Here is a 24892-nt window from a genome sequence, read left to right on the forward strand (position 1 = left end):
TGTGTGCGGGGCTGGCCGGCTGCTTGCTGGGCCCGATCGGCTGTGTGGCCGGGGCGTCAGGCGCGCAGGCGGAGTCCTCGGGGGGTCGCGATGAAGCCCGCTCCTTCCAGGAGGGTCCCGATGGGGGACGTCAGGGCCTGGGCGCCGTTGACGCGCTCCACCGTGACCGTGCCGAGCGAGCCGGCGCGGGCCGCCGCGGCGAGGGCCTCCGCGGCGCTGCGCAGACGGGGGTCGTCAGTGGGGGCGCCGTCCGGGTCGGCGGCCCAGGCCAGCAGAGTCTTGCCGCCCCGCTCCATGTAGAGGGTCAGTTCACCGTCGACGAGTACTACCAGGGAGCCCGCTTTGCGGCCCGGCTTGTGTCCGGCGCCGGTCGGGGGCTCGGGCCAGGCCAGGGCGGCGCCGTACGCGTTCGCCGGGTCGGCGGCGGCGAGGACGACGGCCCGGGAGGCGCCGTCAGGGCGGGTACGCCGGCCCGCGAACCCCTGGTCGTACGCTGCGCGCCCGCCGTTCTGCCAGGAGGGTGCCACCTGCGGGGCGTAGTCGCGGGGCGAGACCCACTCGCCGGGCGACGGGCGCGGGGCGTCGTAGGAGGCGTCGAAGTCGGGGAAGCCGTCGGGGCCGGGGGCGTCGGTGTGGTCGTGGGAGGGGGTTGAGTCGTCCGGTCCGGCGAAGTCGTGGGCGAGGGCCGAGTCGTCCGGGCCGATGAGACCAGTGGTGGGGAACGGGGCGGGTCCGGAGGCGGGAGGGGGGCCGGGCAGGTTCTCGCCGCGGTCACGGGCGTTGGACACCGCGCGCAGGCGGTCCACCGCGCCGTCCATCGCGAACTGCGCGGCGCCGAGACCCTCCACCACGTAGCCGCGGCGGGCCTGGCCGCTCTCCTCGAAGACGGACAGGACGCGGTACGTCGCCGAGAAGCCGCCCTCGACGCCCTCCGCCGACACCGCACCCCTGGTGACCACACCGTGCCGGTCGAGGAGGGTGCGGGCGAGGGCATGAGCCCGCACGGTGGGGTCGGGCTCATGGGCGGGGAGCAGGGACCAGCGGCCGGCGACCGTCGGCGGGCCGGAGCGGGACGCGGTGCGCGCCGCGGCCGTCAGGGAGCCGTAGCGGCCGCGCGGGACCGCGCGCTTCGCGCGGTGGGCCGTGGACCCCGCGGTGCGGCCCGAGCCGAGCAGGGAGCGCATGGGGGTGAGCGTGTCGTTCGTCAGGTGGCCGGACCAGGCCAGGTCCCAGAGGGCGTCGGCCAGCTGGGGGTCGGTGGCCTCGGGGTGCGTGGTGGCGCGGATCTGGTCGGCGATCTGGCGGAAGAACAGGCCGTAGCCGCCGGAGAGGGTGTCCAGGACGGACTGGTGCAGGGCGGTCAGCTCCAGGGGGTGCGGGGGCGGCAGGAGCAGGGGGGCCGCGTCCGCCAGGTAGAGGGAGACCCAGCCGTCCTTGCCGGGGAGGGAACCCGCCCCGGCCCAGACCACCTCTCCGGCTGCGGTCAGCTCGTCCAGCATCGCCGGGGTGTAGTTCACGACTCGGGAGGGCAGGACCAGTTTCTCCAGGGCGGACGCCGGTACGGACGCGCCCTGGACCTGCTCGATGGCCCGGACCAGCCCGTCGATGCCGCGCAGGGAGTGGCCCTTGCCGATGTGCTGCCACTGGGGGAGGAACTGGGCGAGGGCGGCCGGGGGCACCGGCTCCAGTTCGTGCCGCAGGGCGGCCAGGGAGCGCCGGCGCAGTCGGCGCAGCACGGCAGCGTCGCACCACTCCTGGCCGATCCCGGCCGGGTGGAACTCGCCCTGTACGACCCGGCCCGCCGCCGCGAGCCGCTGGAGGGCGCCTTCGGTGACGGCGACACCCAGGCCGAAGCGGGCCGCTGCCGTGACCGAAGTGAACGGGCCGTGGGTGCGGGCGTAGCGGGCGAGGAGGTCGCCGAGCGGGTCCTTGACGGGCTCTGTGAAGGCCTCCGGGACACCGACCGGCAGGGCCGTGCCCAGCGCGTCGCGCAGGCGGCCCGCGTCCTCGATCGCCGCCCAGTGGTCCTGGCCCGCGATCCGGACCCGGATGGCGCGGCGGGCACCGGCGAGTTCCTGCGCCCACTGCGGTTCGGCGCCCCGCTCGGCCAGTTCCGCCTCCGTGAGCGGGCCGAGGAGACGCAGGAGGTCCGCGACGCCCTCGGCGTCCTTGACCCGGCGGTCGTCGGTGCGCCACTGGAGCTCGCGCTCCAGCTCGGTCAGCACCTCAGCGTCGAGCAGCTCGCGCAGCTCCGCCTGGCCGAGGAGCTCGGCCAGCAGGCGGGAGTCCAGCGACAGGGCGGCGGCGCGGCGCTCGGCCAGCGGGGAGTCGCCCTCGTACAGGAACTGGGCCACGTAGCCGAAGAGCAGGGAGCGCGCGAAGGGAGACGGTTCGGCCGTGGTGACCTCGACCAGGCGGACCTTGCGGGACTCCAGGTCCCCCATCAGCTCCACGAGGCCGGGGACGTCGAAGACGTCCTGGAGACACTCGCGGACCGCCTCCAGGACGATCGGGAACGAGCCGAACTCGCTCGCCACCTGCAACAGCTGCGAGGCGCGCTGCCGCTGCTGCCACAGCGGGGTGCGCTTGCCCGGGTTGCGGCGCGGCAGCAGCAACGCGCGGGCGGCACACTCACGGAAGCGGGAGGCGAACAGGGCGGAACTGCCCACCTGGTCGGTGACGACCTGGTCGACCTCGCCCTTGTCGAAGACGACGTCCGCCGCGCCTACGGGGGCCTGCTCGGCGTCGTACTCCCGGCCCGTCTTCACCGGCTCCTGGTCCAGCAGGTCCAGGCCCATGAGGTCGGCGTCCGGCAGGCGCAGCACGATGCCGTCGTCGGCGTGCATGACCTGCGCGTCCATGCCGTACCGCTCGGACAGCTTCGCGCCGAGCGCCAGCGCCCACGGGGCGTGCACCTGGGCGCCGAACGGCGAGTGCACGACCACGCGCCAGTCGCCGAGCTCGTCACGGAAGCGCTCCACGACGATCGTCCGGTCGTCCGGGATGTGGCCGCAGGCCTCGCGCTGCTCGGCCAGGTACGACAGCACGTTGTCCGCCGCCCAGGCGTCCAGGCCGGCGGCGAGGAGCCGGAGGCGGGCGTCGTCCTCGGGCAGCGAGCCGACCTCCCGCAGGAACGCGCCCACGGCCCGGCCCAGTTCCAGCGGGCGGCCCAGCTGGTCACCCTTCCAGAAGGGCAGCCGGCCCGGCACGCCGGGGGCCGGGGAGACCAGGACGCGGTCGCGGGTGATGTCCTCGATGCGCCAGGAGCTGGTGCCGAGCGTGAAGACGTCGCCGACGCGGGACTCGTAGACCATCTCCTCGTCGAGCTCGCCGACCCGGCCGCCGCCCTTCTTGGGGTCGGCGCCCGCGAGGAAGACGCCGAAGAGGCCCCGGTCGGGGATCGTGCCGCCGGAGGTGACGGCGAGGCGCTGTGCGCCGGGGCGGCCGGTGATCTCGCCGGTGACCCGGTCCCACACCACGCGCGGGCGCAGCTCCGCGAACGCGTCGGACGGGTAGCGGCCGGCCAGCATGTCGAGGACCGCCGTGAAGGCCGACTCGGGAAGCGAGGCGAACGGGGCGGCCCGGCGGACGGCGGCGAGGAGGTCGTCGAACTGCCATGTGTCCAGGGCCGTCATGGCGACCACCTGCTGCGCCAGGACGTCCAGGGGGTTGGCGGGGACCTTGAGGGACTCGATGGAGCCGGTGCGCATGCGCTCGGTGACCACCGCCGCCTGCACCAGGTCGCCGCGGTACTTCGGGAAGACCACACCGGTGGAGACCGCGCCCACCTGGTGCCCCGCCCGGCCGACGCGCTGCAGGCCGGAGGCGACGGAGGGCGGCGACTCCACCTGCACGACCAGGTCCACCGCACCCATGTCGATGCCCAGTTCGAGACTGGACGTCGCCACCACCGCGGGCAGGCGCCCCGCCTTCAGGTCCTCCTCGACCAGGGCGCGCTGCTCCTTGGAGACCGAGCCGTGGTGGGCGCGGGCGATGACCTGGGGGGCGCCCTGGGCCGCTCCCGAGCCGCCCATGAGCTCTGCGGGGGAGTGGTGCTCGTCGAGCGTCTCACCCGTGGCCCGTTCGTACGCGATCTCGTTCAGGCGGTTGCAGAGGCGCTCCGCGAGGCGGCGGGAGTTCGCGAAGACGATCGTCGAGCGGTGGGACTGGACGAGGTCGGCGATCCGCTCCTCCACATGCGGCCAGATGGACGGGCGCTCGGCGCCCTCCTGGCCGTCCGCCACCGGGGAGCCGCCCAGCTCGCCCAGATCCTCGACCGGGACGACCACCGACAGGTCGAACTCCTTGCCCGACTCCGGCTGGACGATCTCCACCTTGCCGCGCGGCGAGAGGTAACGGGCCACCTCGTCCACCGGCCGGACCGTCGCGGAGAGGCCGATGCGGCGGGCGGGCTTCGGGAGGAGGTCGTCCAGCCGCTCCAGGGAGAGCGCGAGATGGGCGCCGCGCTTGGTGCCGGCGACCGCGTGCACCTCGTCGAGGATCACCGTTTCCACGCCGGCCAGCGCCTCGCGCGCCGCCGACGTCAGCATCAGGAACAGCGATTCCGGGGTCGTGATCAGGATGTCCGGCGGACGGGTCGACAGGGCGCGGCGCTCGGCGGCGGGGGTGTCGCCCGAGCGGATGCCCACCCTGACCTCGGGCTCGGGCAGGCCGAGGCGCACGGACTCCTGGCGGATGCCGGTCAGCGGACTGCGCAGGTTGCGCTCGACGTCCACCGCCAGGGCCTTCAGGGGCGAGACGTACAGGACGCGGCAGCGCTTCTTCGGGTCGGCGGGGGGAGGCGCCGAGGCCAGCTGGTCCAGAGCGGCCAGGAAAGCAGCCAGGGTCTTTCCGGAGCCGGTGGGGGCGACGACCAACACGTCCGAGCCCTCGTGGATGGCCTGCCACGCACCGGCCTGGGCCGAGGTGGGCGCGGAGAAGGCACCCGTGAACCAGGCGCGGGTCGCGGGGGAGAAGCCGTCCAGGGCTCGGTGCGCATTGCTGGGCATGCGTCCATCGTGCACCTCGGCACTGACAACGGGCCCGCGCCTGCCTCCCGGCCTGCCGTTCCGGGCGTCGGTGCCGGCCGGCGGTGCCGCGCCCCGATCGCCCCCGCGGACAATGGTCGTATGAACGAGCGCGCACGCCACTGGCAGTACGACGAGCTGCCCGGGGTCGATCTGCTGCGGGCCCGGTACGTGCACAAGACGTTCGTCCGGCACACGCACGAGAACTTCGTGATCGCCGCCATCGCCGACGGGGTGGAGGTGTTCCACCACGGCGGGGGTGATCAGTACGCGGGGGCCGGTGCCCTCGCCCTGGTGAACCCCGATACGCCGCACACCGGGCGAGCCGGGGTGCCCGAAGGGTGGCGGTACGGGGCCGTGTACCCGCCGCCCGGCGTGGTGGCGGAGATCGCGGCCGAGACGACGGCTCTGCGGGGGACGCCGGGGTTCGTCAGCCCGGTCGTGGACGATCCCTACGCCGTGGGCCTGGTGCACCAGGTGCTGCGGGCCGCTGAGGAAGGCAACGCGCTGGCCGCGGACACGCTGCTGCGCGTCGCGGTGACCAGGCTGCTGCGGTTGAACGGCGGGCCCTTGCCACGGCGGGAGGTGCGGACGGCGGGAGCCCGCATCGCGGCACGCGCGCGTGGTGTGCTGGAGGAACGGATGGCATGCCCGCCGAGCCTGGAGCGGCTGGCGGCCGACCTCGGGACCAGCCCGTTCGCCCTGCTGAGGGCCTTCCGCGACGTCTACGGCATGCCGCCGCACGCGTGGCTCACAGACGCGCGGGTACGGCGTGCGCGGCAGCTGCTGGACGCGGGGACGGCGCCCTCCGAGGTCGCCGTCGCCGTCGGGTTCACCGATCAGCCACACCTCAACCGGCACTTCACCCGGATGGTCGGTGTGCCCCCGGGCGCGTACCAGAGGGAGCGCAAGAACGTACAAGACCAGCGGTAGCCGCCGGCCGTAGCGTGCGGGTGTGGCAGATCGGACAGCTCTCGAAGATGAAGACGTGGACATCGGTGGGAAGGCGGACCGGGCCGTCGTGCGCGACGCCCTGGGGGTCGGGGTGGCCGTCGGGCTGTCCGGGTTCGCCTTCGGAGTGACCTCGGCCGGCAGCGGACTCACGCTGCTGCAGACGTGCGCGCTCAGTCTTCTGGTGTTCACCGGCGCGTCCCAGTTCGCCCTGGTGGGGGCCATCGCGGCCGGAGGCGGCCCGTTCACCGCCGCCGCCGGGGCCCTCTTCCTCGGCGTGCGGAACGCCTTCTACGGTTTGCGTCTGTCCCAGCTGCTGGCCCTCCCGCGCGCGGTACGGCCGTTCGCCGCCCAGTGGGTGATCGACGAGACGGCCGCCGTCGCACTCGCCCAGCCCACGCGACGCGCCGCACGGCTCGGATTCGTCGTGACCGGGCTGACCCTGTACCTCCTGTGGAACCTCACGACAGTGCTCGGCGCCCTGGGCGCCGAGGCCATCGGGGACACCGACGCGTGGGGCCTGGACGCCGCCGGGCCCGCGGTGTTCCTGGCGCTGCTCGCGCCGATGCTGAAGACCGGCACCGAGCGGGCCGTCGCCGGGCTCGCCGTGCTGCTGGGACTCGGGCTGCTGCCCGTCCTGCCCGCCGGGGTACCGGTGCTCCTGGCCGCGCTGGCGGCGCCGGCCGTGCTGTGGGCGGACGGCCGGCGCCGGGGAAGGGGGGACGCGCGGTGAACGTCTGGATCGCGATCGGCGTGACCGTCCTCGGGTGCTACGCCGTCAAGCTCGCCGGGCTCCTGGTGCCGGCGGGAGCCCTGGAGCGGCCCCTCGTCAAACGCCTCGCCGCGCTGCTGCCCGTCGCGCTGCTCGCGGCCCTCACCGCCCAACAGACCTTCGCCGACGGGCAGACGCTGGTGCTGGACGCGCGGGCCGCCGGACTCGCCGCCGCGGCCGTCGCGCTGATGCTGCGTGCCCCGTTCCTGCTGGTCGTCGCCGCGGCCGTGCTGGTGACCGCCGGGGTGCGGGCCATGGGGGCCGGATGATCAGTCGATGGCGCGGCCGTACGCGCTGAGCACGCGCAGGGCCTCGATCGTCACGAGCGGGCGTGCTTCCAGGGCGGGGGCCGGGGCCCAGCGCCGCCACCGGACGGGCCAGCCGCCGTCTTCCTGCTGCTGGGCCGCGAGATGGTCCAGGGACCGGGCCATCTCGTCGTCCGTGAACCACGCGCGCGCGAGGGAGCGCGGTGTCCGCGCGTAGTCGTACGGGAAGTGGTGCTCCCCCGGGGCGTAGCCGGGGGACACCGGACAGGCGTCGAGGTCGCCGGGATCCAGGGCCACGAGGCGGTGTGCGCGGACCAGGCGGCCGAGACGGGCGGCGGCCGCCTCAGCGCGCGGACGGTCGGGGGCGGAGTCCAGGAAGGCCACGGCGGCCTCGATCTCGTACGGGTGCGACTTCTCCAGGGACTCGACCGCCTGCCAGCAGAAGTCCGTCGCCCGGAAGAGCCAGGCGTGCCACACCCCGTTGCGGTGCAGCAGTCCCACCACCGGCCCGGTGGCCAGGAGGTCGCTGGGCGGGTCGTCCACCACCGTCACGAAGGGAGCCGTGGGGTAGTCGCGCTGGCTGGGGTGGATCGCCGGGAGGGCGCCGTCCGCCATGGACACGGACGTCAGGTAGCGGCACATGCGTTCCACGCGCTGGCCGGCGCAGCGTCCGACCGCGTCCAGCACACGCAGGGCGTGCGCGGTGTGCAAGGGCTGGCTGACCGGGCCGCGGAGATCGGGCTCCAGCGCGTGGCCGTACCCGCCGTCCTCGTTGCGGTAGGCGTCCAGGGCGGTCTCCACCGGGTCGGCGGCGGCGCCCCGGAAGTGGTGGGCGAAGCGGCGCTGCTCGAGCACGCGCGCGGTGAGCCAGACGAAACGCTCCGCGCGCGCGACGGGGCTGTGCGACGGGGGCGTCGGGGGGACTGCGGTAGCTCCTGTTTCGGCCATGGGTCAGACCGTAGGGCGCGAAGCGGCGCCGGCAGGCGGTCACGGCCCAGGCCCACCCCAGGGGCGGGATACTGGAGGCATGCGGTTGACGGTCTTCTGGCAGCGAATGGCGGAGCACTTCGGTCCTGGTTACGCCGAAACCTTCGCGCGTGATCACGTGATGTCCGAGCTGGGCGGGCGCACGGTGAACGAGGCGCTGGAGGCCGGCTGGGGCGCCAAAGAGGTCTGGCAGGTGGTCTGCTCGGTGATGGACGTGCCCCGGGAGAGGCGCTGACCGCTGCCGGCGAGCGCCGGGGACCATCGGCCGACAGGTGTCGGGCCGACGGGCGGGAGCATCATCCGGCAGGTGTCGGGCCGATGGGCGGGGCCAGCAGGAGTCAGGCGTCAGGTGTTGGACCGACGGGCGGGAGCAGCAGCCGGACCGGTCGGCCGGTGCCGGACATCGCTGCCCGGTCACGAAGATCGCAGGGCGGGCAGACGGCTGTCGGGGGCGTGGGCGAGACTTGGACCGTGGCACCCACTGACGAGACCGGGCAGGCAGCCCAGCAGTCCTCAGCTTCCGGCACGACGCCGCCTGTTCGCCCCCCGGTCGGCGGGGCCGGGGCGAACGGTCGCATGCCGCGCTGGCTGCCCCGTGCCATGGTGCTCGCGCTCGCCCTCGTCGCCGTGTTCCAGCTGGGCAGCTGGGCCTTCCACCAGCTCACCGGCCTGCTGATCAACATCCTCATCGCATTCTTCCTGGCCCTGGCCATCGAGCCCGCGGTGAGCTGGATGGCCTCGCGAGGCATGCGCAGAGGGTTCGCCGCGTTCGTCGTCTTCATCGGCGTGATGGTCGTGTCGGCCGGTTTCGTCACCGTGCTCGGTTCCGTCCTCGCGGACCAGATCATCAAGCTGATCGAGGGCTTCCCCGAGTACCTCGACTCCGTCATCAACTGGATCAACACGCACTTCAAGACCGACCTGAAACGTGTTGACATCCAGGAGGGCGTGCTCCGCTCCGACTGGCTGCGCAACTACGTCCAGAACAGCGCCACCGGCGTCCTGGACGTGTCCGCCCAGGTCATCGGGGGCCTCTTCCAGTTGCTCACGATCGCCCTGTTCTCGTTCTACTTCGCCGCGGACGGCCCGCGACTGCGCCGCACGATCTGCTCCGTCCTGCCGCCCGCCCGCCAGGCGGAGGTGCTGCGCGCGTGGGAGATCGCCGTGAACAAGACCGGCGGCTACATCTACTCCCGCGGCCTGATGGCGCTGATCTCCGGTGCGGCGCACTTCGTCCTGTTGCAGGCTCTGGACGTGCCCTACGCGCCCGTGCTCGCCGTGTGGGTGGGCCTGGTGTCGCAGTTCATCCCCACCATCGGCACGTACCTCGCGGGCGCCCTGCCCATGCTGATCGCGTTCACGGTGGATCCCTGGTACGCGCTGTGGGTGCTGATCTTCGTCGTGATCTACCAGCAGTTCGAGAACTACGTGCTGCAGCCCAAGCTGACCTCCAAGACCGTCGACATCCACCCCGCCGTCGCCTTCGGCTCGGTCATCGCCGGCACCGCCCTCCTCGGCGCCGTCGGTGCGCTCATTGCCATCCCTGCCATCGCCACACTCCAGGCGTTCCTCGGGGCGTATGTCAGGCGCTACGACGTCACGGACGATCCCCGGGTGCACGGCCACCACCGACGGGGAGACGGGGCGGGCATGCTCGCGCGGGCGAGGGGGTTGTGGGCACGGCGGCCGGGGGCGGATTGGCCCGGGAGCGGGGGCTCGGGGGAGAGCTCTTCCTGAGCGGCACGGACCGCGCGGCTGCTACGCGGCCGCGGCCTTCAACAGGCTCGCCCGCTCGTCGGGCGGGATGAGCCCGCCCGGCAGTGACCGGTCGTCCAGCAGACCGCGCACCACTTCGGCATGCTCAGAGAACACGGCTCGGCATCGTGCGCGTTCCGGGTGGTCGCGGTCGCTGCCCAGGAACCGGATCGCCTGCTCACTGCTTCCGTCGACGGGGTGCGAGAGCTCCGCGACGACGAACAGGACCTCGACCAGCTCGGTCCGCACCGGCACCGCCGGATCGGCGGCGAGGCGGAGCAGGAACGGAAGCGCTGCCGGCATGGCCGGGCCCAGGGCGAAGGCACTGTCCATCAGGACGTTGCAGAGCACCCGCTCGGCCTCGGCGGCCGCGGTGGGATCGAGCAGACTGCGCAGGAGGGCGGGGACCCCGGTGGGGCACCCGGGGAAGTCTGCCCAGGCGATGTCGTCACAGCCGCGCAGTGCGGGGTGATCCCGGCCGGTGTGCGGTGCCTCCGGAAACTCCTGCAGGAACCGTGCGACGGCGGCTTCCTTGCCCGCCGCGGTGATCCGGCACATCCCATCTCCCCCTTGAGTGTGCGCATCGTCTGTGCAAGCACACGGTACTCCGGCACGAGCAGACCCGACACGGGCCGTGGGGTGCGGTGGTGCGGGACGCGCCGTGCCGAGGGGTGCGCTTGACACGAAAATCGAACATCCATTCTCATGGGGGCACCGGCGAGGCTCAACGAAGGGCATTTCGACGTACTTTGGGTAGGTAAATGCCCGAGTTATCCACAGGCCGGACGTGCGTCGGGGCGCATTGTCAGTGGCAGGCGTTAGCGTCTTTGACGTGAAGCGATCGACTCAAGCAAATCGGGTGGAACCCATGGCAGGAACCGACCGCGAGAAGGCCCTGGATGCCGCACTCGCACAGATTGAACGGCAATTCGGCAAGGGCGCGGTCATGCGCATGGGCGATCGGACCAACGAGCCCATCGAGGTCATCCCGACCGGGTCCACCGCCCTGGACGTGGCCCTAGGCGTGGGCGGCCTGCCCCGCGGCCGTGTCGTCGAGATCTACGGACCGGAATCCTCCGGTAAGACCACCCTGACCCTGCACGCGGTGGCGAACGCGCAGAAGGCCGGAGGCCAGGTCGCCTTCGTCGACGCGGAGCACGCACTCGACCCCGAGTACGCGAAGAAGCTCGGCGTCGACATCGACAACCTCATCCTCTCCCAGCCCGACAATGGTGAGCAGGCCCTGGAGATCGTGGACATGCTGGTCCGCTCCGGCGCCCTCGACCTCATCGTCATCGACTCCGTCGCCGCGCTCGTACCGCGTGCGGAGATCGAGGGCGAGATGGGCGACAGCCACGTCGGTCTGCAGGCCCGCCTGATGAGCCAGGCCCTGCGGAAGATCACCAGCGCGCTCAACCAGTCCAAGACCACCGCGATCTTCATCAACCAGCTCCGCGAGAAGATCGGCGTGATGTTCGGCTCCCCGGAGACCACGACCGGCGGCCGGGCGCTCAAGTTCTACGCCTCGGTGCGCATCGACATCCGCCGCATCGAGACCCTGAAGGACGGCACGGACGCGGTCGGCAACCGCACCCGCTGCAAGGTCGTCAAGAACAAGGTCGCGCCGCCCTTCAAGCAGGCCGAGTTCGACATCCTCTACGGCCACGGCATCAGCCGCGAGGGCGGCCTGATCGACATGGGTGTGGAGCACGGCTTCGTCCGCAAGGCCGGCGCCTGGTACACGTACGAGGGCGACCAGCTCGGCCAGGGCAAGGAGAACGCGCGCAACTTCCTGAAGGACAACCCCGACCTGGCCAACGAGATCGAGAAGAAGATCAAGGAGAAGCTGGGCGTCGGCGTGCGCCCCGAGGAGCCGGCCGCCGAGCCGGGCAAGGACGCCGCGGTCTCCGCACCGGACGACGCGGCACCCGCTGTCCCCGCCCCGGCACCGGCCAAGACCGCCAAGTCCAAGGCCGCCGCAGCCAAGAGCTGACCCGTGACACGGCGAACCGACTGGGCGGAGTACGAGTACGCCGCCTCCGGTGCCCCACGGGGGAGGGGCACCGGAGGCGACATGTGCTCAGCCCTGGGCAGGGAGGACGGCTCCGGGGAAACACCCCCCGAGGGGGACCGGCTGCACGAAGACGGGGACGACACCGGGCCGTACGGGGGCGGCTCGCCTGGAAGCGGCTCGCGTGACGGCGGGCCACGCGGCAGGCGCGGTCGTCGTCGGCGTGGCTTCGGCGAGACGGCCCCTGACGCCGAGGACGGGGGTGCCCCTTCCTCGTCGAGGGCCGAGCGGGAGGCACCTCCGGGGGACCCGGTCGAGCAGGCTCGGGCGATCTGCCTGCGCCTGCTCACCGGGACCCCGCGGACCCGTAAGCAACTCGCCGACGCCTTGCGCAAGCGGCAGATCCCGGACGACGCGGCCGAGGAGGTGCTGTCCCGGTTCGAAGAGGTCGGCCTCATCAACGACGGGGCCTTCGCGGACGCCTGGGTGGAATCACGTCACCACGGACGGGGGCTGGCCCGGCGTGCGCTCGCCCGGGAACTGCGAACCAAGGGCGTCGACTCCACATTGATCGACGAGGCCGTCTCCCAGCTCGACTCCGAGCAGGAGGAGTCGACCGCGCGGGACCTCGTCGACCGCAAGCTCCGCTCCACTCGCGGCCTCGACCGCGACAAACGCCTCCGCCGCCTTGCGGGCATGCTCGCCCGCAAGGGTTACCCCGAGGGCATGGCGCTGCGCGTGGTGAGGCAGGCGCTGGAGGAAGAGGGCGAGGACACGGAGTTTCTGGCGGACGAGGGGTTCTGAGCCGAGCGGGGCGGTGTTGAAGACGGCCTGCAGCAGCGGCAGGCAGCCGACCGACGACTCGGCTCCCGGGGCTCCGGCTCACGCCACCGGAAGCCCCGCCCCTCGCCATGCCTGGAAGCCGCCCACCAGATCCGTGGCCCGGTGCAGTCCCAGCTGGTGCAAGGACTGGGCCGCGAGACTGGACGCATAGCCCTCGTTGCAGATCACGACGATGCGCAGGGCGTGGCTGGTGGCCTCGGGGAGACGGTGGCTGCCCTGGGGGTCGAGGCGCCATTCCAGTTCGTTGCGCTCGACGACGAGGGCGCCAGGGATGAGGCCGTCCCGTTCGCGCAGGGCGGCGTAGCGGATGTCGACCAGGAGCGCGTCGCCGGCCCGGGCGGCCTCGTGCGCCTCCTGCGGTTCGATGCGCTCGTAGCCCGCCCGGACCCGCTCCAGCAACGCGTCGATGCCGACGGGCTGTTGGGGGTCGCGGCTCGCCGGCGCGGGACCGGCGCTCACTGCCAGTCCTCCGGGCGCTCGACCTGCTCCAGGCGCAGGACCGGACCGCTGCGGCTGTAGCGGCGGATCTGCGGCAGGGGCGGGTAGTAGGCGTGGACGGAGATCGCGTGCAGGTCGGGGGACTCGTTGAGCACCTCGTGCACGTGGTGCCGGCCGAAAGCGCGGCCCTGGCCGGCCCGCAGCCGGCGTTCCCGGTCCACGTCCTCGGTGAGTTCCAGCGTCTTCCAGCCGTCGGTGGGCAGCCGCGCGGCGAGCGAGTTCTCCTTGAGCTCGCCCGACGCGGTCAGGAAGGCGCCGACCGAGTCGGCGTGGTCGTGCCAGCCGGTGCCCGTGCCGGGCGGCCAGCCGATCAGCCAGGCCTCGCTGCCGCCCGGCCCGTCCAGCCGCACCCAGGTGCGGCCCTCCGGGTCGAGCGGCAGGGAGTTGATCAGCTCGGTGTCGGCGGCCGTGCGCCGGACGAAGTCGTAGAGATCGGCCTGCGTGGGAGCCGAACCGGCGGAGGAGGAGGCGGAGGAGGCCGCAGATGGGGATACAGACGGGGATACAGATGGGGATACAGACACGGGTTGCCGTCCTGAGGGTCCTGATGAGGGTTCGCGAAGGAGGCGCGGAAGCCGACGCGGCCAGAGCGCGGCGCGCACCGTGCGAAGTGGAATGCGAAGTCAGCAGGACGGTCGACACACGCAGCCCGCATAGCGGACGAGGTCCATATGGACCCTCCGCCACAGGCGCACACAGGTGTCGGTCACGCACCGGAGTACACCACGACCGCCTGGACGGGTCAACTCACTGTCACCATGCGGACGCACCGTGACAGTGAGCAGATCACCGGGGGGTCGATGTCAGTGCGAGCCTGCCGAAGCACCGGCCTCTGCCTGCGCCTTCAGCGGCCCGCCCACGGTGGCCTCCGCCGCCGCGTACAGGTCGGCCGGGCGCACTCCGCCCAGCGCGGTGACGAGGTGGCCGTCGGGACGCACCAGAAGCACCGTGTGCGCGGCCGCGCCCGGATAACTCTCGGCGACCAGCAGTTCGGCGGGGTGCGGCAGTGCCGTCACCGCCGCCGCGAGCTGCGGCATGATGCCGGCGCCGACCCAGTGCTTGCGTTCCCAGACGCCCGTGCCCGGCGCGATCAGCACCACGAGCAGCGCGCCGCGGCCGAGCCGGTCCCGTAGCCGTACGAAGGTGCCGTCCTCCGCGGTGACCCGTACGTCGGTGACGGGTGCGCCTAGCGGTGTCTCGACCGGGATCTGCCCGTCGAGGCGTTGGGGCGCGAGCGGCGAGTCGGCGTACGCCCCCGGCGCGCCGAGCTGGCCGTGCCCCAGGTGACCCTCCGTGAGGAGGGCGTCGTGGCCCCGGGAGGAGCCGGGTACGACGGCGCGCAGCCCCGCACCGCCGCGCAGCAGCGGCAGCGCCTGGTCGGCGGCGCGGAGCCGGGCGGCGACGACCGCCCGGCGTTCGGTCTGGTAGCTGTCGAGGAGCGCTTCGTGCGGGCCGTGGTGCCAGGCCAGGGCCAGTTTCCAGGCGAGGTTGTCGGCGTCCCGCAGGCCCTCGTCCAGCCCGTGGGTGCCCAGCGCGCCGAGCAGGTGGGCAGCGTCCCCGGCGAGGAAAACGCGGTCGGCGCGCCAGCGGCGGGCCAGCCGGTGGTGGACGGTGTGGACTCCGGTGTCCAGCAGCTCGTACGGCGGGGTCGTGCCACCCGCCCAGCCGGCCAGGGTCTCCCGGATGCGGGTGAGCAGCAGTTCGGGTGTGACCAGGTCCTTGCCGGGCGGCAGGAGCCAGTCCAGGCGCCAGACGCCGTCCGGCAGTGGCCGGGCGGTGACTTCGCCGGCGGAGGGGCCGGACATGCGCCAGGGCGGCAGGCGGTGCAGCAACGCCTCGTCGTGCCAGGGCAGTTCCGTACGGAGCGCGGCGACGGCGTGACGTTCCACCGCCGTACGGCCCGGGAAGCGGATGTCCTGCAGCTTGCGCACGGTCGAGCGGGGGCCGTCGCAGCCGACCAGGAAACTGCCGCGCCACCAGGTGCCCTTGGGACCGCGAGTGTGTGCGGTGACGCCGGAGGGCTCCTGCTCGATCCCGTCGAGGCGGCTCTCCACGGCGATTCTGACGAGCCGTTCGCCGGTGAGGGCGGCGCGCAGAGCGCCGGTCAGCACGTGCTGGGCGATGTGCAGGGGAACGGGCTCGGCGCCGTCGAAGACGATCTCGCGCATCACCTGCTTGCGCCGCATCGACCGCCATCCGGCCCAGCGCGCACCGGCTCGGGCGAGCGGCATGCCGGTCAGTCGTTCCACGAGGGCGGCGGTGTCCTCGCGCAGGACGACGGTGCGTGCCGCCCGGGGTTCGTCCTTGCCCGGGCCCTCGTCGAGGACGACGCAAGGGACTTCCTGACGTGCCAGTGCAAGGGCGAGCGTGAGCCCGACGGGCCCCGCTCCGACGATGATCACCGGGTCCACGGCGTGGCGCCCCCTGCCCGCGGTGGTGTCCTGAGAGACGTAGGTGAACAGGAAGTTGGAGCAGGGTGCACGATCACAGAACGTATGCAACCCATTGCCGGTGCTTGCGTCAAGTGACGAGGGCTGGTGGCGATCATGCAACGCAACAAGGGTAGCGGGGCGACACGCTCGTCACTTGAGGGGGTGTCAGGGAAGGGGGTCAGCGGCCGGCTTCTGCACCGGCACAATTGTGGCCCGCCGGATACCCGGCGGGCCACAAAAGGAGAGGTTGTCGGGCTGTCAGATGGAGCCGCCGGCACCGGTCCCGTAGGTGCCGCCCACCTCGGCCGCGTTCACGTCGTCCACCTTGTCGGCACCGAGAACAGCACCCGTGCTCCGCTTGCTGCGGCGCAGCCTGCCCTCCAGCCAGGAGGCGAAGGACGTGAGGATGAAGTTCAGCACGATGAAGATGACCGCCACCACGATGAAGCTGGGGATGACGTTCGCGTAGTTGGCCGCGAGGGTGCTCCGCGTGTTGAGGAGCTCGGTGAACCCGAGCATCACGCCGCCCAGCGCGGTGTCCTTCACGATGACGACCAGCTGGCTGACGATGGCGGGCAGCATCGCGGTGACGGCCTGCGGCAGCAGGATGCTCGACATCGTCTGGCTCTTGCGCAGGCCGATCGCCATGGCGGCTTCCGACTGGCCCTTGGGCAGGGACAAGATGCCGGCTCGTACGATCTCTGCGAGGACCGAGGCGTTGTAGAGCACCAGGCCGGTGACCACCGCGTACAGAGGCCGCTCGTCGCTGGGGATACCCGTGGAGCGGACGTAGAACTCGTTGGCGAACAGCATCAGCAGCAGCACCGGGATCGCCCGGAAGAACTCGACCACCGCGCCGGCCGGGATGCGCACCCAGCGGTGGTCGGACATGCGTGCGATGCCGAGGACGGCGCCCAGAGGGAGGGCGATGACCATGGCGAGAGCTGCGGCCTTCAGCGTGTCGGCCAGTCCCGGCAGCAGGTAGGTCGTCCAGGCCTCGGACGTGGTGAACGGCTCCCACAGGGACCACTTCAGCTGGCCCTTGTCGTCCAGCGTCTGCCACACCCACCACAGCAACAGGGCGAGCAGGACGAAGAAGACCACCGAGAACAGCACGTTGCGCCGCTTGGCCTTCGGGCCGGGGGCGTCGTAGAGAACGGACGTCATCGCTTCACCGCCAGTCGCTTGCTCAGCCAGCCGAGGAACAGGCCGGTGGGCAGGGTCAGTACCACGAACCCGAAGGCGAAGACCGCGCCGATGAGCAGCGTCTGTGCCTCGTTCTCGATCATTTCCTTCATCAGGAGGGCGGCCTCCGCCACGCCGATCGCGGCCGCCACGGTGGTGTTCTTGGTCAACGCGATGAGCACGTTGGCCAGCGGTCCGATGACGGAGCGGAACGCCTGCGGCAGTACCACGAGCCTCAATACCTGGCTGAAGCTGAGCCCGATGGCCCGTGCCGCCTCGGCCTGCCCGACGGGCACGGTGTTGATGCCGGAGCGGATGGCCTCGCAGACGAAGGCCGCGGTGTAGGCGACGAGGCCCAGGACCGCCAGGCGGAAGGCTCTGACCTTTAGTTCCTCGGTGCCCATCGTCACCCCGAAGATGTTGGCGAGGCCCAGCGAGGTGAAGACGATGATAACGGTCAAGGGGATGTTACGGACGAGGTTCACATAGGCGGTGCCGAAGCCGCGCATGAGCGGGACAGGGCTGACCCGCATGGCCGCCAGTAGGGTGCCCCAGATCAGGGAGCCGACGGCCGAGAAGACGGTGAGCTGCACCGTGACCCAGAAGGCACCCAGCAGGGTCGGGTTGTCATAGTCAGAAAGAAAGTCGAACACGATCTCCCGCGCTTCCGGGTGTGTGGCTTAGGTGGCGGACGTGCCGCGCCGCCGCCGGAGAAGCGATGGGCGGCGGCGCGCCTGCGGATCCCCGCTGTGATCGCGGGGATCCTGCGTCGGCGGAGTCCCGCGTTACTGGACGATCTGACCGATCTTCGGGGCTTCCTCGTTCTTGTAGTTCGCAGGTCCGAAGTTGTCCTCGACGGCCGTGTCCCAGGCGCCGTCGCTGACCATCTTCTCCAGCGCGTCGTTGATCTTGTTCAGGGTCTCGGTGGCGCCCTTCTTCACACCGATGCCGTAGTTCTCGTTGCTGAGCTTCAGTCCGGTGAGCTTGAACTGGCCCTTGTACTGGTCCTGCGCCGCGAAGCCGGCGAGGATCGCGTCGTCCGTGGTCACGGCGTCGAGGGCACCGCTCTGCAGGCCCGCGATGCACTCCGAGTAGCCGCCGAGCTCCTGCAACTGAGCCTTCGGGGCGATCTCGTTCTTGACGTTCTGAGCCGAGGTGGAGCCAGTCACCGAGCACAGCTTCTTGCCGTTGAGGTCGGTGCCTTCCTTAATGTCCGAGTCTGCCTTCACCAGCAGGTCCTGGTGGGCCAGCAGGTACGGACCGGCGAAGTCGACCTTCTGCTTGCGCTCGTCGGTGATCGAGTACGTGGCCGCGATCATCTTCACGTCGCCGCGGGACAGCGCGTTCTCACGGTCGGCGCTCTTGGTCTCGACCCACTCGATCTGGTTGGGCTCGTAGCCCAGTTCCTTGGCCACGTACGTCGCCACGTCCACGTCGAAGCCGGAGAAGGAACCGTCGGGCTCCTTCAGGCCCAGACCGGGCTGGTCGTACTTGATGCCGATCTTGATCTTGTCGCCGCCGCCGGAGCCGGAGCCGTTGGAGTCACCGCCGTCGTCGCCACCACAGGCGGTGGCGGTCAGAGCGAGGACGAGAGCGGTGGCGGCCGCAGCGGAGACCTTGCGGAGCTTCATGGTGAACATCCTTTGCCGTGAAGAGAAAACCGTCGTTGCGGGTGACGCGGATCGCCTCGGACGCGACCCGCGCCGTCAGTGATGCAGGATCTTCGAAAGGAAGTCCTTGGCACGATCGCTGCGCGGATTGCTGAAGAACTGGTCGGGCGCAGCCTCCTCGACGATTCGGCCGTCCGCCATGAACACCACGCGGTTTGCAGCCGATCGTGCGAAACCCATCTCATGGGTGACGACGATCATGGTCATGCCGTCGCGGGCGAGCTGCTGCATGACCTCCAGCACCTCGTTGATCATCTCGGGGTCGAGCGCGGAGGTCGGCTCGTCGAAGAGCATCACCTTCGGCTCCATGGCCAGGGCCCGTGCGATGGCGACGCGCTGCTGCTGGCCGCCGGAGAGCTGAGCCGGGTACTTCTCGGCCTGCGCGCCCACACCGACCCGGTCGAGCAGGGCCCGGGCCCGCTCCTCGGCCGCCTTCTTGTCCTTCTTGCGGACCTTGATCTGGCCGAGCATCACGTTCTCGAGCACGGTCTTGTGCGCGAAGAGGTTGAAGGACTGGAAGACCATCCCGACGTCGGCGCGCAGCTTCGCGAGCGCCTTGCCCTCGGCGGGCAGCGGCTTGCCGTCGATCGTGATCGTGCCGGAGTCGGTCGACTCCAGGCGGTTGATGGTGCGGCACAGGGTGGACTTGCCGGACCCGGAGGGCCCGATGACCACGACGACTTCACCGCGGGCGATCGTCAGGTCGATGTCCTGGAGTACGTGCAACGCGCCGAAGTGCTTGTTGACGCTCTTCAGGACGACCAGTTCTCCGGTCGCGGCCACATCTTCCTTGGCCACCGATACTTCGGTCATCGCTCTCAGGCTCCGTCCTCCTCGGTTTCGGAGGACAGTAGTGACCCCGTACGACCTGCGTCATTACATCTGAGGGGAATCTGAGCATCACGATCCGATAGCAATCGGACACGTGTCGTAGCACTTGGGAGCGGCGCTCATACCAGCCGGGTAACGGAAGCGGTCCGCAACCGGAACCCTCTTGACGCCGTCCTCATCCATCAGCGTGACTGCACAAGGTGCACGCGCGCGCGTGCACACGTTTTTTGTACACATTCAGATCGTACGGCCAGTGAACCGAAGGGGGCCCACGTGAGACTGCTGCTCGTCGAGGACGACAACCACGTCGCCGCCGCCCTGTCGGCGGTTCTGGCGCGGCACGGGTTCGACGTCACCCACGCGCGCAGCGGTGAGGAGGCCCTCCAGGCACTCGTCCCGGAGGTCGACTGCTTCGGCGTCGTCCTCCTCGACCTCGGCCTGCCCGACCAGGACGGATACGAGGTCTGCGGCAAGATCCGCAAGCGCACCAGCACCCCGGTGATCATGGTCACCGCGCGCTCCGACGTGCGCTCCCGCATCCACGGCCTCAACCTCGGCGCCGACGACTACGTGGTGAAGCCCTACGACACCGGGGAACTGCTCGCCCGCATCCACGCGGTCAGCCGGCGGACCTCCCACGAGGACACCTCCAGCGGCATCGAGACCGAGCTGCGGCTCGGCCCGGTGCACATCGAGCTGCCCACCCGCCGGGTCAGTGTGGACGGGTCGGTGGTGCAGCTGACCCGCAAGGAGTTCGACCTGCTGGCCCTCCTCGCGCAGCGGCCCGGGGTGGTCTTCCGCCGGGAGCAGATCATCAGCGAGGTGTGGCGGACCAGCTGGGAAGGGACCGGGCGCACCCTGGAGGTGCATGTCGCGTCCCTGCGCGCCAAGCTGCGGATGCCGGCCCTCATCGAGACCGTACGCGGGGTCGGCTACCGGCTCGTCGCGCCTGCCGGTTAGCGGGGCCGGGTGCGCACTCGTCTGCTCCCGCTGCTCATCATCCTGATGGCCGCCGTGCTGCTCGCCCTCGGCATCCCGCTCGCCGTCAGCCTCGCGGGCGCGCAGCAGCAGAAGGTCGTCGTCGACCGCATCGACGACACGGCCCGCTTCGCGGCCCTCGCGCAGTTCGTCACCGACTCGCCCGACGGGACCACCGGCGCGTTCGAGAACGAGCGGCTGGCCACCCTCAGCAGCGAGCTGCGCAGCTACTACGAGGTCTACGGCATCCGCTCCGGTGTCTTCTACCGCACCGGCGTGGCCATGGCCCACGCCCCGGCCGACTGGTCCCTGCCGAGGGAGGGCGAGGTCTGGGACGCCTTCTCCGAGGCGAAGCTCAGCCGCCGCAGCCACGATCCGAAGCAGGTGTGGCCCTGGCAGCGCCGCAACCTCGTGGTGGCCTCGCCGGTCATCCGGGACGGGGACGTCGTCGCGGTCGTCGTCACCGACTCGCCCACCGGACAGATGCGCTCGCGCACGCTGCACGGCTGGCTGGTCATCGCCACGGGTGAGTTCGCCGCGATGCTGCTGGCCGTCGGTGCCGCCCTGCGGCTGACCGGCTGGGTGCTCAAGCCCGTACGGGTCCTGGACGCCACCACCCACGACATCGCCACCGGGCGGCTCAAGTCCCGGGTCGCAGCCGCCGGCGGGCCGCCGGAACTCCAGCGCCTGGCAAGGTCGTTCAACGAGATGGCCGACAACGTCGAGGACGTGCTGGAGCAGCAGCGCGCCTTCGTCGCCGACGCCTCGCACCAGCTGCGCAACCCCCTCGCGGCGCTGCTGCTGCGCATCGAGCTGCTCTCCTTCGAGCTGCCCGAGGGCAACAAGGAGATCGCCTCGGTGCAAGCCGAGGGCAAGCGTCTCGCGCAGGTCCTGGACGACCTGCTCGACCTGGCGCTGGCCGAGCACACCGAGGCGGATCTGAAGATCACCGACATCGGCGAGCTCGCCGCCGAACGTCTCGCGGCCTGGACGCCCACCGCCGAGGCCAAGGGGGTGCGTCTGGTGGGGGACTGCCCGCCGACGACCGCGTGGGCCGACCCGGTCGCCCTGTCCAGCGCGCTGGACGCGGTCATCGACAACGCGGTGAAGTTCACGCCCGAGGACGAGAGCGTCGAGGTGAGCGTCGCCTCCCACGGCGACACCACCACCGTCGTCGTCACCGACCACGGCCCCGGCCTCACCGACGAGGAACTGGCCCGCGTCGGCGACCGCTTCTGGCGCAGCGGCCGGCATCAGAACATCAAGGGCTCGGGTCTCGGGCTGTCCATCTCCCGGGCGCTGCTCGCGGCGGGCGGCGGTTCGATCACGTACGACCGACACGAGCCGCACGGGCTGAAGGTGACGGTGGCGGTGCCGCGGTCGGCGCCTACGGCCTGACAAAGGGCGAGGATCGGGAGAGGCCGGGCGCTACGGCTTGACCGACTGGTAGTAGCGCTGGGCACCGGCATGCAGTTGCAGCGGGTCGGTGTAGATCGCCGTGCGGACGTCGACCAGCTGGGCGGAGTGGACGGTCGCCCCGATGAGGTCCCGGCTGTCCAGCACCGTACGGGTCAGCCACTCGGTGAGCCGGGGATCCATGTCGCTGCGGGTGACCAGCAGGTTGGACACGGCGAGAGTGGGGACCGGCTTGCCGCGCTGGATGGAGGGGTAGGCCGATTCCGGCATCTTCGTGGCGCGGTAGTAGCGCGTGGCACCGCCCTGGTCGTGCAGCTTGGCCACGAGCGTGGCGTCGATGGGCACGAACCGGAAGGCCGATGCCGACTTGTTGGCCAGGCGGCTGAGACCGTCCGTGGGCAGTCCGCCCGACCAGAAGAACGCATCGAGGCCGTGCCCCAGGCGCTTGGGTCCGGTGTCGATGCCGTCCGAGGACGGCTCGATGTCCTTCTCCGGGTCGATGCCGGCCGCCTTGAGCACACCCTTGGCTATCAGCCGCACGCCGGAGTCGGGCAGCCCTATGGCCACGCGCTTGCCCCGCAGGTCGGCGACGGAGCGGATGTCCGAGTCGGGCGGCACGACGAGCTGGACGTAGTCGTCGTACAGGCGGGCGACGCCGCGCAGCCGGTCGGCCCCCGGGCTGTTGTCGAGCTTGTACGTGGCGACCGCGTCGGCGGCGGCGATCGCGAAGTCGGAATCGCCGCTCGCCACGTCGGCGACGTTCTCCTGCGAGCCGGCGCTGGTCAGCAGCCGCACCTTCAGGTCGGGCATGTCCTTGTCGATCTCGTTGCGCAGGAGTTCGCCGTACTCGTGGTAGACCCCGGCGCGGGTGCCCGTGCTGAACGTGATCGTCCCGCTCGGCGGCTCCTGCGCCCAGGGACGCAGCCACCACAGCAGCAGGCCGAGGACCACGAGGGCGGCGGTGCCGCCCAGCAGGGCCCGGCGCCTGCCGACAGGGGGGAGCGTTCTGGACATGCGGGCGATCCTGCCAGCCGGGGTGCCCGCTGACCAGGGCAGGGGTCACAGGGGCGGGGCGGGGGACTGTCAGTGGTCGCCACTACAGTCGCCCCCATGAGCTCTTCGCCCGCCGACCTGGTCCGTGCGTTCCACCTGGCCTTCGGCCTGGACGCCCGCAGCACGCCCACGGAGGTCTCCCCGGAACTGGCGGCCCACCGGGGTGAGCTTCTCGCGGAGGAGGCCCGGGAGGTCGCCGAGGTGTCGGTGCGGGGTCCGCTCGACCGGCTCGCGCACGAACTGGCGGACGTGGTCTACGTCGCGTACGGCACCGCCCTCGTGCACGGCATCGACCTGGACGCGGTGCTCGCCGAGATCCACCGCTCCAACATGACGAAGATCGGCCCCGACGGCTCCGTCTCCCGCCGCGAGGACGGCAAGGTCCTCAAGGGGGAGCACTACGAGGCGCCGGACGTACGGGGGGTGCTGCGCGGACAGGGGTGGGTGCCGGGCGGGGGCGCCTGACCAGGGGGTCACGCTCCGGGCCGCCCGGCCCACCGCCTCCTCAGTCGGCGACCGGTGCCTCGGCCTCGGCCGCCCGGGGTGCGGGCTCGGGGCGGCTGGGCTCGCGTCGCCGGGCCCACCAGGTCGCCACCGGCTCGGTGTAGCGCGCGGTGAGCGGGCCCAGAACGACCAGGATCAGGACGTAGGCCGTGGCCAGCGGGCCTAGGGACGGTTCGATCCCGGCCGCGACCGCCAGGCCGGCGATGACGATGGAGAACTCACCGCGGGCCACCAGCGCGCCGCCCGCCCGCCAGCGACCCTTCACGGAGATCCCGGCCCGCCGGGCCGCCCAGTATCCGGTGGCGATCTTCGTCAGCGCGGTGACGACGGCCAGTCCGAGGGCCGGCAGCAGGACGGGCGGGATGCTCGACGGGTCGGTGTGCAGCCCGAAGAAGACGAAGAAGACCGCCGCGAACAGGTCACGCAGGGGGCTCAGCAAGGTGTGCGCACCCTCCGCGACCTCCCCCGACAGCGCGATGCCCACCAGGAAGGCCCCCACCGCCGCGGAGACCTGGAGCTGCTGCGCGACACCCGCGACCAGGATCGTCAGACCCAGCACGACCAGCAGCAGCTTCTCCGGGTCGTCGCTGGAGACGAACCGCGAGATGAGCCTGCCGTAGCGCACGGCCAGGAACAGCACGAGCCCCGCCGCGCCCAGCGCGATCGCCAGGGTCACGCTCCCGGCCATCAGCCCGACGCCCGCCACCAGCGCCGTGACGATGGGCAGGTACACCGCCATCGCCAGATCCTCCAGCACCAGCACACTGAGGATGACCGGCGTCTCCCGGTTGCCGACCCGGCCCAGGTCGCCCAGTACCTTCGCGATCACACCGGACGACGAGATCCACGTGACACCGGCCAGTACGACGGCGGCCACCGGACCCCAGCCGAGCAGCAGCGCCACGGCAGCGCCGGGCAGCGCGTTGAGGGCGCAGTCGACCAGACCGGAGGGGTAGTGGGTCTTGAGGTTGGAGACCAGGTCGGTCGCCGTGTACTCCAGGCCCAGCATCAGCAGCAGGAGGATGACGCCGATCTCCGCGCCGATGGCGACGAACTCCTCGCTCGCGCCCAGCGGCAGCAGACCGCCCTCACCGAAGGCCAGACCGGCCAGGAGGTAGAGGGGTATCGGCGAGAGCTGGAAGCGGCCGGCGAACCGGCCCAGCAGGCCGAGGCCGAGAATGATGGAACCGAACTCGATGAGCAGAACCGCGGAGTGCAACGGCTCACTCCCGCTCGAGTATGGTCGCGGCCGCGTCGACACCCTCACGGGTCCCGACGACGATCAGGGTGTCACCACCGGCCAGCCGGAAGTCCGGCGCGGGCGACGGGATGGCCTCGGCCCGGCGCAGCACGGCCACCACCGAGGCGCCCGTCTCCGTCCGCATCCGCATGTCGCCCAGCAGCCGCCCGTTCCAGCGCGAGGTCGCGGCCACCTCGATCCGCTCGGCGACCAGTCCCAGATCCGTGGTGTACAGCAGGCTCGGGCTGTGGTGGGACGGCTTCAGCGCGTCGATCAGCGACCCCGCCTCCGAGCTGGTCAGCTTCAGGGACTGGGCGCAGGAGTCGGGGTCGTCGGGCCGGTACACGTTCACCGTGCGCGTGCCGTCGCGGTGTGCCACCACCGACAGATGCCGGTGTTCACGGGTCTCCAGGTCGTACTGGACCCCGATACCCGGCAGCGGCGTCGCCCTCAGGCGCGGAGCTGACACGTTA

Annotated in this window: 24 protein-coding genes; 10 read left to right on the forward strand and 14 right to left on the reverse strand. The window is 71.5% G+C overall.

Annotation, left to right across the window (positions count from 1 at the left end; genetic code table 11):
- Window positions 1-56 precede the first annotated feature (56 nt).
- Window positions 57-5009, reverse strand: coding sequence for an ATP-dependent helicase (locus A4E84_RS29425; RefSeq protein ID WP_062929421.1), 4953 nt, complete (start codon window positions 5007-5009; stop codon window positions 57-59).
- Between the two features lie 120 nt (window positions 5010-5129).
- Between A4E84_RS29425 and A4E84_RS29430 the strand changes: the two genes are divergently transcribed.
- From A4E84_RS29430 to A4E84_RS29440, 3 genes are read left to right on the forward strand one after another with little or no spacing between them, the layout of a single operon-like run.
- Window positions 5130-5960, forward strand: coding sequence for a helix-turn-helix transcriptional regulator (locus A4E84_RS29430; RefSeq protein ID WP_062929422.1), 831 nt, complete (start codon window positions 5130-5132; stop codon window positions 5958-5960).
- A 22-nt stretch (window positions 5961-5982) separates the two neighbouring features.
- Window positions 5983-6711, forward strand: a complete 729-nt coding sequence (locus A4E84_RS29435; RefSeq protein WP_062929423.1) for an AzlC family ABC transporter permease — start codon at window positions 5983-5985, stop codon at window positions 6709-6711.
- A complete protein-coding gene (locus tag A4E84_RS29440) occupies window positions 6708-7019 on the forward strand; it encodes an AzlD domain-containing protein (protein ID WP_062929424.1) in 312 nt (103 codons plus the stop codon). Before A4E84_RS29435 ends, A4E84_RS29440 begins: the two co-directional genes overlap by 4 nt.
- Here A4E84_RS29440 and A4E84_RS29445 read toward each other — a convergent pair whose 3' ends face one another.
- Window positions 7020-7964 (reverse strand): hypothetical protein, encoded by a 945-nt coding sequence (locus A4E84_RS29445; protein ID WP_062929425.1) that lies wholly within the window; start codon window positions 7962-7964, stop codon window positions 7020-7022. It lies immediately after the preceding gene.
- A gap of 79 nt (window positions 7965-8043) precedes the next feature.
- Here A4E84_RS29445 and A4E84_RS29450 point away from each other — a divergent pair, with 79 nt between their 5' ends.
- Window positions 8044-8238, forward strand: a complete 195-nt coding sequence (locus A4E84_RS29450) for a DUF3046 domain-containing protein (RefSeq protein ID WP_033308279.1) — start codon at window positions 8044-8046, stop codon at window positions 8236-8238.
- 236 nt (window positions 8239-8474) lie between these two features.
- Window positions 8475-9740, forward strand: coding sequence for an AI-2E family transporter (locus tag A4E84_RS29455; protein WP_079129410.1), 1266 nt, complete (start codon window positions 8475-8477; stop codon window positions 9738-9740).
- 21 nt (window positions 9741-9761) lie between these two features.
- On the opposite strand, the gene A4E84_RS29460 is transcribed toward A4E84_RS29455, so the two are convergent.
- On the reverse strand, window positions 9762-10316 hold the full coding sequence (locus A4E84_RS29460) for a hypothetical protein (RefSeq protein ID WP_062929427.1): 555 nt from the start codon (window positions 10314-10316) through the stop codon (window positions 9762-9764).
- A gap of 310 nt (window positions 10317-10626) precedes the next feature.
- Here A4E84_RS29460 and recA point away from each other — a divergent pair, with 310 nt between their 5' ends.
- A complete protein-coding gene (gene recA / locus A4E84_RS29465) occupies window positions 10627-11751 on the forward strand; it encodes a recombinase RecA (protein ID WP_062929428.1) in 1125 nt (374 codons plus the stop codon).
- A gap of 3 nt (window positions 11752-11754) precedes the next feature.
- Complete coding sequence (recX, locus tag A4E84_RS29470; RefSeq protein WP_062929429.1) at window positions 11755-12573, forward strand: recombination regulator RecX; 819 nt, start codon at window positions 11755-11757, stop codon at window positions 12571-12573.
- 78 nt (window positions 12574-12651) lie between these two features.
- On the opposite strand, the gene A4E84_RS29475 is transcribed toward recX, so the two are convergent.
- The 8 genes from A4E84_RS29475 to A4E84_RS29505 all read right to left on the reverse strand — a co-directional run bounded on the left by A4E84_RS29475 (window position 12652) and on the right by A4E84_RS29505 (window position 19210).
- Window positions 12652-13071, reverse strand: coding sequence for a rhodanese-like domain-containing protein (locus A4E84_RS29475; RefSeq protein ID WP_237305016.1), 420 nt, complete (start codon window positions 13069-13071; stop codon window positions 12652-12654).
- Window positions 13068-13634, reverse strand: coding sequence for a cupin domain-containing protein (locus A4E84_RS29480; protein ID WP_062929430.1), 567 nt, complete (start codon window positions 13632-13634; stop codon window positions 13068-13070). The genes A4E84_RS29475 and A4E84_RS29480 overlap by 4 nt, the downstream gene beginning before the upstream one ends.
- Before the next feature lie 99 nt (window positions 13635-13733).
- On the reverse strand, window positions 13734-13880 hold the full coding sequence (locus A4E84_RS45840; RefSeq protein ID WP_418082226.1) for a putative leader peptide: 147 nt from the start codon (window positions 13878-13880) through the stop codon (window positions 13734-13736).
- A gap of 33 nt (window positions 13881-13913) precedes the next feature.
- Entirely contained in the window at window positions 13914-15521 is a 1608-nt protein-coding gene (locus A4E84_RS29485) for an FAD-dependent monooxygenase (RefSeq protein ID WP_062929431.1), read from the reverse strand.
- Between the two features lie 279 nt (window positions 15522-15800).
- The gene (locus tag A4E84_RS29490; RefSeq protein ID WP_062929432.1) at window positions 15801-16709 is read right to left on the reverse strand and encodes an amino acid ABC transporter permease; all 909 of its coding nucleotides are present in this window, start codon (window positions 16707-16709) and stop codon (window positions 15801-15803) included.
- Complete coding sequence (locus A4E84_RS29495; protein ID WP_062929433.1) at window positions 16706-17380, reverse strand: amino acid ABC transporter permease; 675 nt, start codon at window positions 17378-17380, stop codon at window positions 16706-16708. The genes A4E84_RS29490 and A4E84_RS29495 overlap by 4 nt, the downstream gene beginning before the upstream one ends.
- 132 nt (window positions 17381-17512) lie before the next feature.
- The gene (locus A4E84_RS29500) at window positions 17513-18358 is read right to left on the reverse strand and encodes a glutamate ABC transporter substrate-binding protein (protein ID WP_174569470.1); all 846 of its coding nucleotides are present in this window, start codon (window positions 18356-18358) and stop codon (window positions 17513-17515) included.
- Window positions 18359-18433: 75 nt separating this feature from the next.
- Window positions 18434-19210: an amino acid ABC transporter ATP-binding protein gene (locus A4E84_RS29505; protein ID WP_062929435.1), complete on the reverse strand. Its 777-nt coding sequence runs from the start codon at window positions 19208-19210 to the stop codon at window positions 18434-18436.
- A gap of 291 nt (window positions 19211-19501) precedes the next feature.
- Between A4E84_RS29505 and A4E84_RS29510 the strand changes: the two genes are divergently transcribed.
- Both A4E84_RS29510 and A4E84_RS29515 read left to right on the forward strand, forming a co-directional pair.
- A complete protein-coding gene (locus A4E84_RS29510) occupies window positions 19502-20188 on the forward strand; it encodes a response regulator transcription factor (protein ID WP_062929436.1) in 687 nt (228 codons plus the stop codon).
- Window positions 20189-20197: 9 nt separating this feature from the next.
- Complete coding sequence (locus A4E84_RS29515) at window positions 20198-21604, forward strand: sensor histidine kinase (RefSeq protein ID WP_062929437.1); 1407 nt, start codon at window positions 20198-20200, stop codon at window positions 21602-21604.
- A 30-nt stretch (window positions 21605-21634) separates the two neighbouring features.
- Here A4E84_RS29515 and A4E84_RS29520 read toward each other — a convergent pair whose 3' ends face one another.
- A complete protein-coding gene (locus A4E84_RS29520) occupies window positions 21635-22636 on the reverse strand; it encodes a TAXI family TRAP transporter solute-binding subunit (protein ID WP_062929438.1) in 1002 nt (333 codons plus the stop codon).
- Between the two features lie 96 nt (window positions 22637-22732).
- Here A4E84_RS29520 and A4E84_RS29525 point away from each other — a divergent pair, with 96 nt between their 5' ends.
- Window positions 22733-23140, forward strand: coding sequence for a pyrophosphohydrolase domain-containing protein (locus A4E84_RS29525; protein WP_062929439.1), 408 nt, complete (start codon window positions 22733-22735; stop codon window positions 23138-23140).
- 40 nt (window positions 23141-23180) lie between these two features.
- On the opposite strand, the gene A4E84_RS29530 is transcribed toward A4E84_RS29525, so the two are convergent.
- Together A4E84_RS29530 and A4E84_RS29535 are read right to left on the reverse strand one after the other, a co-directional pair.
- Window positions 23181-24398 (reverse strand): cation:proton antiporter, encoded by a 1218-nt coding sequence (locus A4E84_RS29530; protein ID WP_062929440.1) that lies wholly within the window; start codon window positions 24396-24398, stop codon window positions 23181-23183.
- 4 nt (window positions 24399-24402) lie between these two features.
- Window positions 24403-24888, reverse strand: a complete 486-nt coding sequence (locus A4E84_RS29535; protein ID WP_062929441.1) for a cation:proton antiporter regulatory subunit — start codon at window positions 24886-24888, stop codon at window positions 24403-24405.
- Between the last annotated feature and the right edge of the window lie 4 nt (window positions 24889-24892).

Source organism: Streptomyces qaidamensis (genome assembly GCF_001611795.1).
GTDB classification, from domain to species: domain Bacteria; phylum Actinomycetota; class Actinomycetes; order Streptomycetales; family Streptomycetaceae; genus Streptomyces; species Streptomyces qaidamensis.

Bases quoted from the DNA above. Each gene is read 5' to 3' on its own strand.
- A4E84_RS29500 (WP_174569470.1), bottom strand. From the start codon at position 18,358: ATGAAGCTCCGCAAGGTCTCCGCTGCGGCCGCCACCGCTCTCGTCCTC.
- A4E84_RS29430 (WP_062929422.1), top strand. From the start codon at position 5,130: ATGAACGAGCGCGCACGCCACTGGCAGTACGACGAGCTGCCCGGGGTC.
- A4E84_RS29525 (WP_062929439.1), top strand. From the start codon at position 22,733: ATGAGCTCTTCGCCCGCCGACCTGGTCCGTGCGTTCCACCTGGCCTTC.
- recA (WP_062929428.1), top strand. From the start codon at position 10,627: ATGGCAGGAACCGACCGCGAGAAGGCCCTGGATGCCGCACTCGCACAG.
- A4E84_RS29450 (WP_033308279.1), top strand. From the start codon at position 8,044: ATGCGGTTGACGGTCTTCTGGCAGCGAATGGCGGAGCACTTCGGTCCT.
- A4E84_RS29460 (WP_062929427.1), bottom strand. From the start codon at position 10,316: ATGTGCCGGATCACCGCGGCGGGCAAGGAAGCCGCCGTCGCACGGTTC.
- A4E84_RS29425 (WP_062929421.1), bottom strand. From the start codon at position 5,009: ATGCCCAGCAATGCGCACCGAGCCCTGGACGGCTTCTCCCCCGCGACC.
- A4E84_RS29445 (WP_062929425.1), bottom strand. From the start codon at position 7,964: ATGGCCGAAACAGGAGCTACCGCAGTCCCCCCGACGCCCCCGTCGCAC.
- A4E84_RS29490 (WP_062929432.1), bottom strand. From the start codon at position 16,709: ATGACGTCCGTTCTCTACGACGCCCCCGGCCCGAAGGCCAAGCGGCGC.
- A4E84_RS29520 (WP_062929438.1), bottom strand. From the start codon at position 22,636: ATGTCCAGAACGCTCCCCCCTGTCGGCAGGCGCCGGGCCCTGCTGGGC.
- A4E84_RS29505 (WP_062929435.1), bottom strand. From the start codon at position 19,210: ATGACCGAAGTATCGGTGGCCAAGGAAGATGTGGCCGCGACCGGAGAA.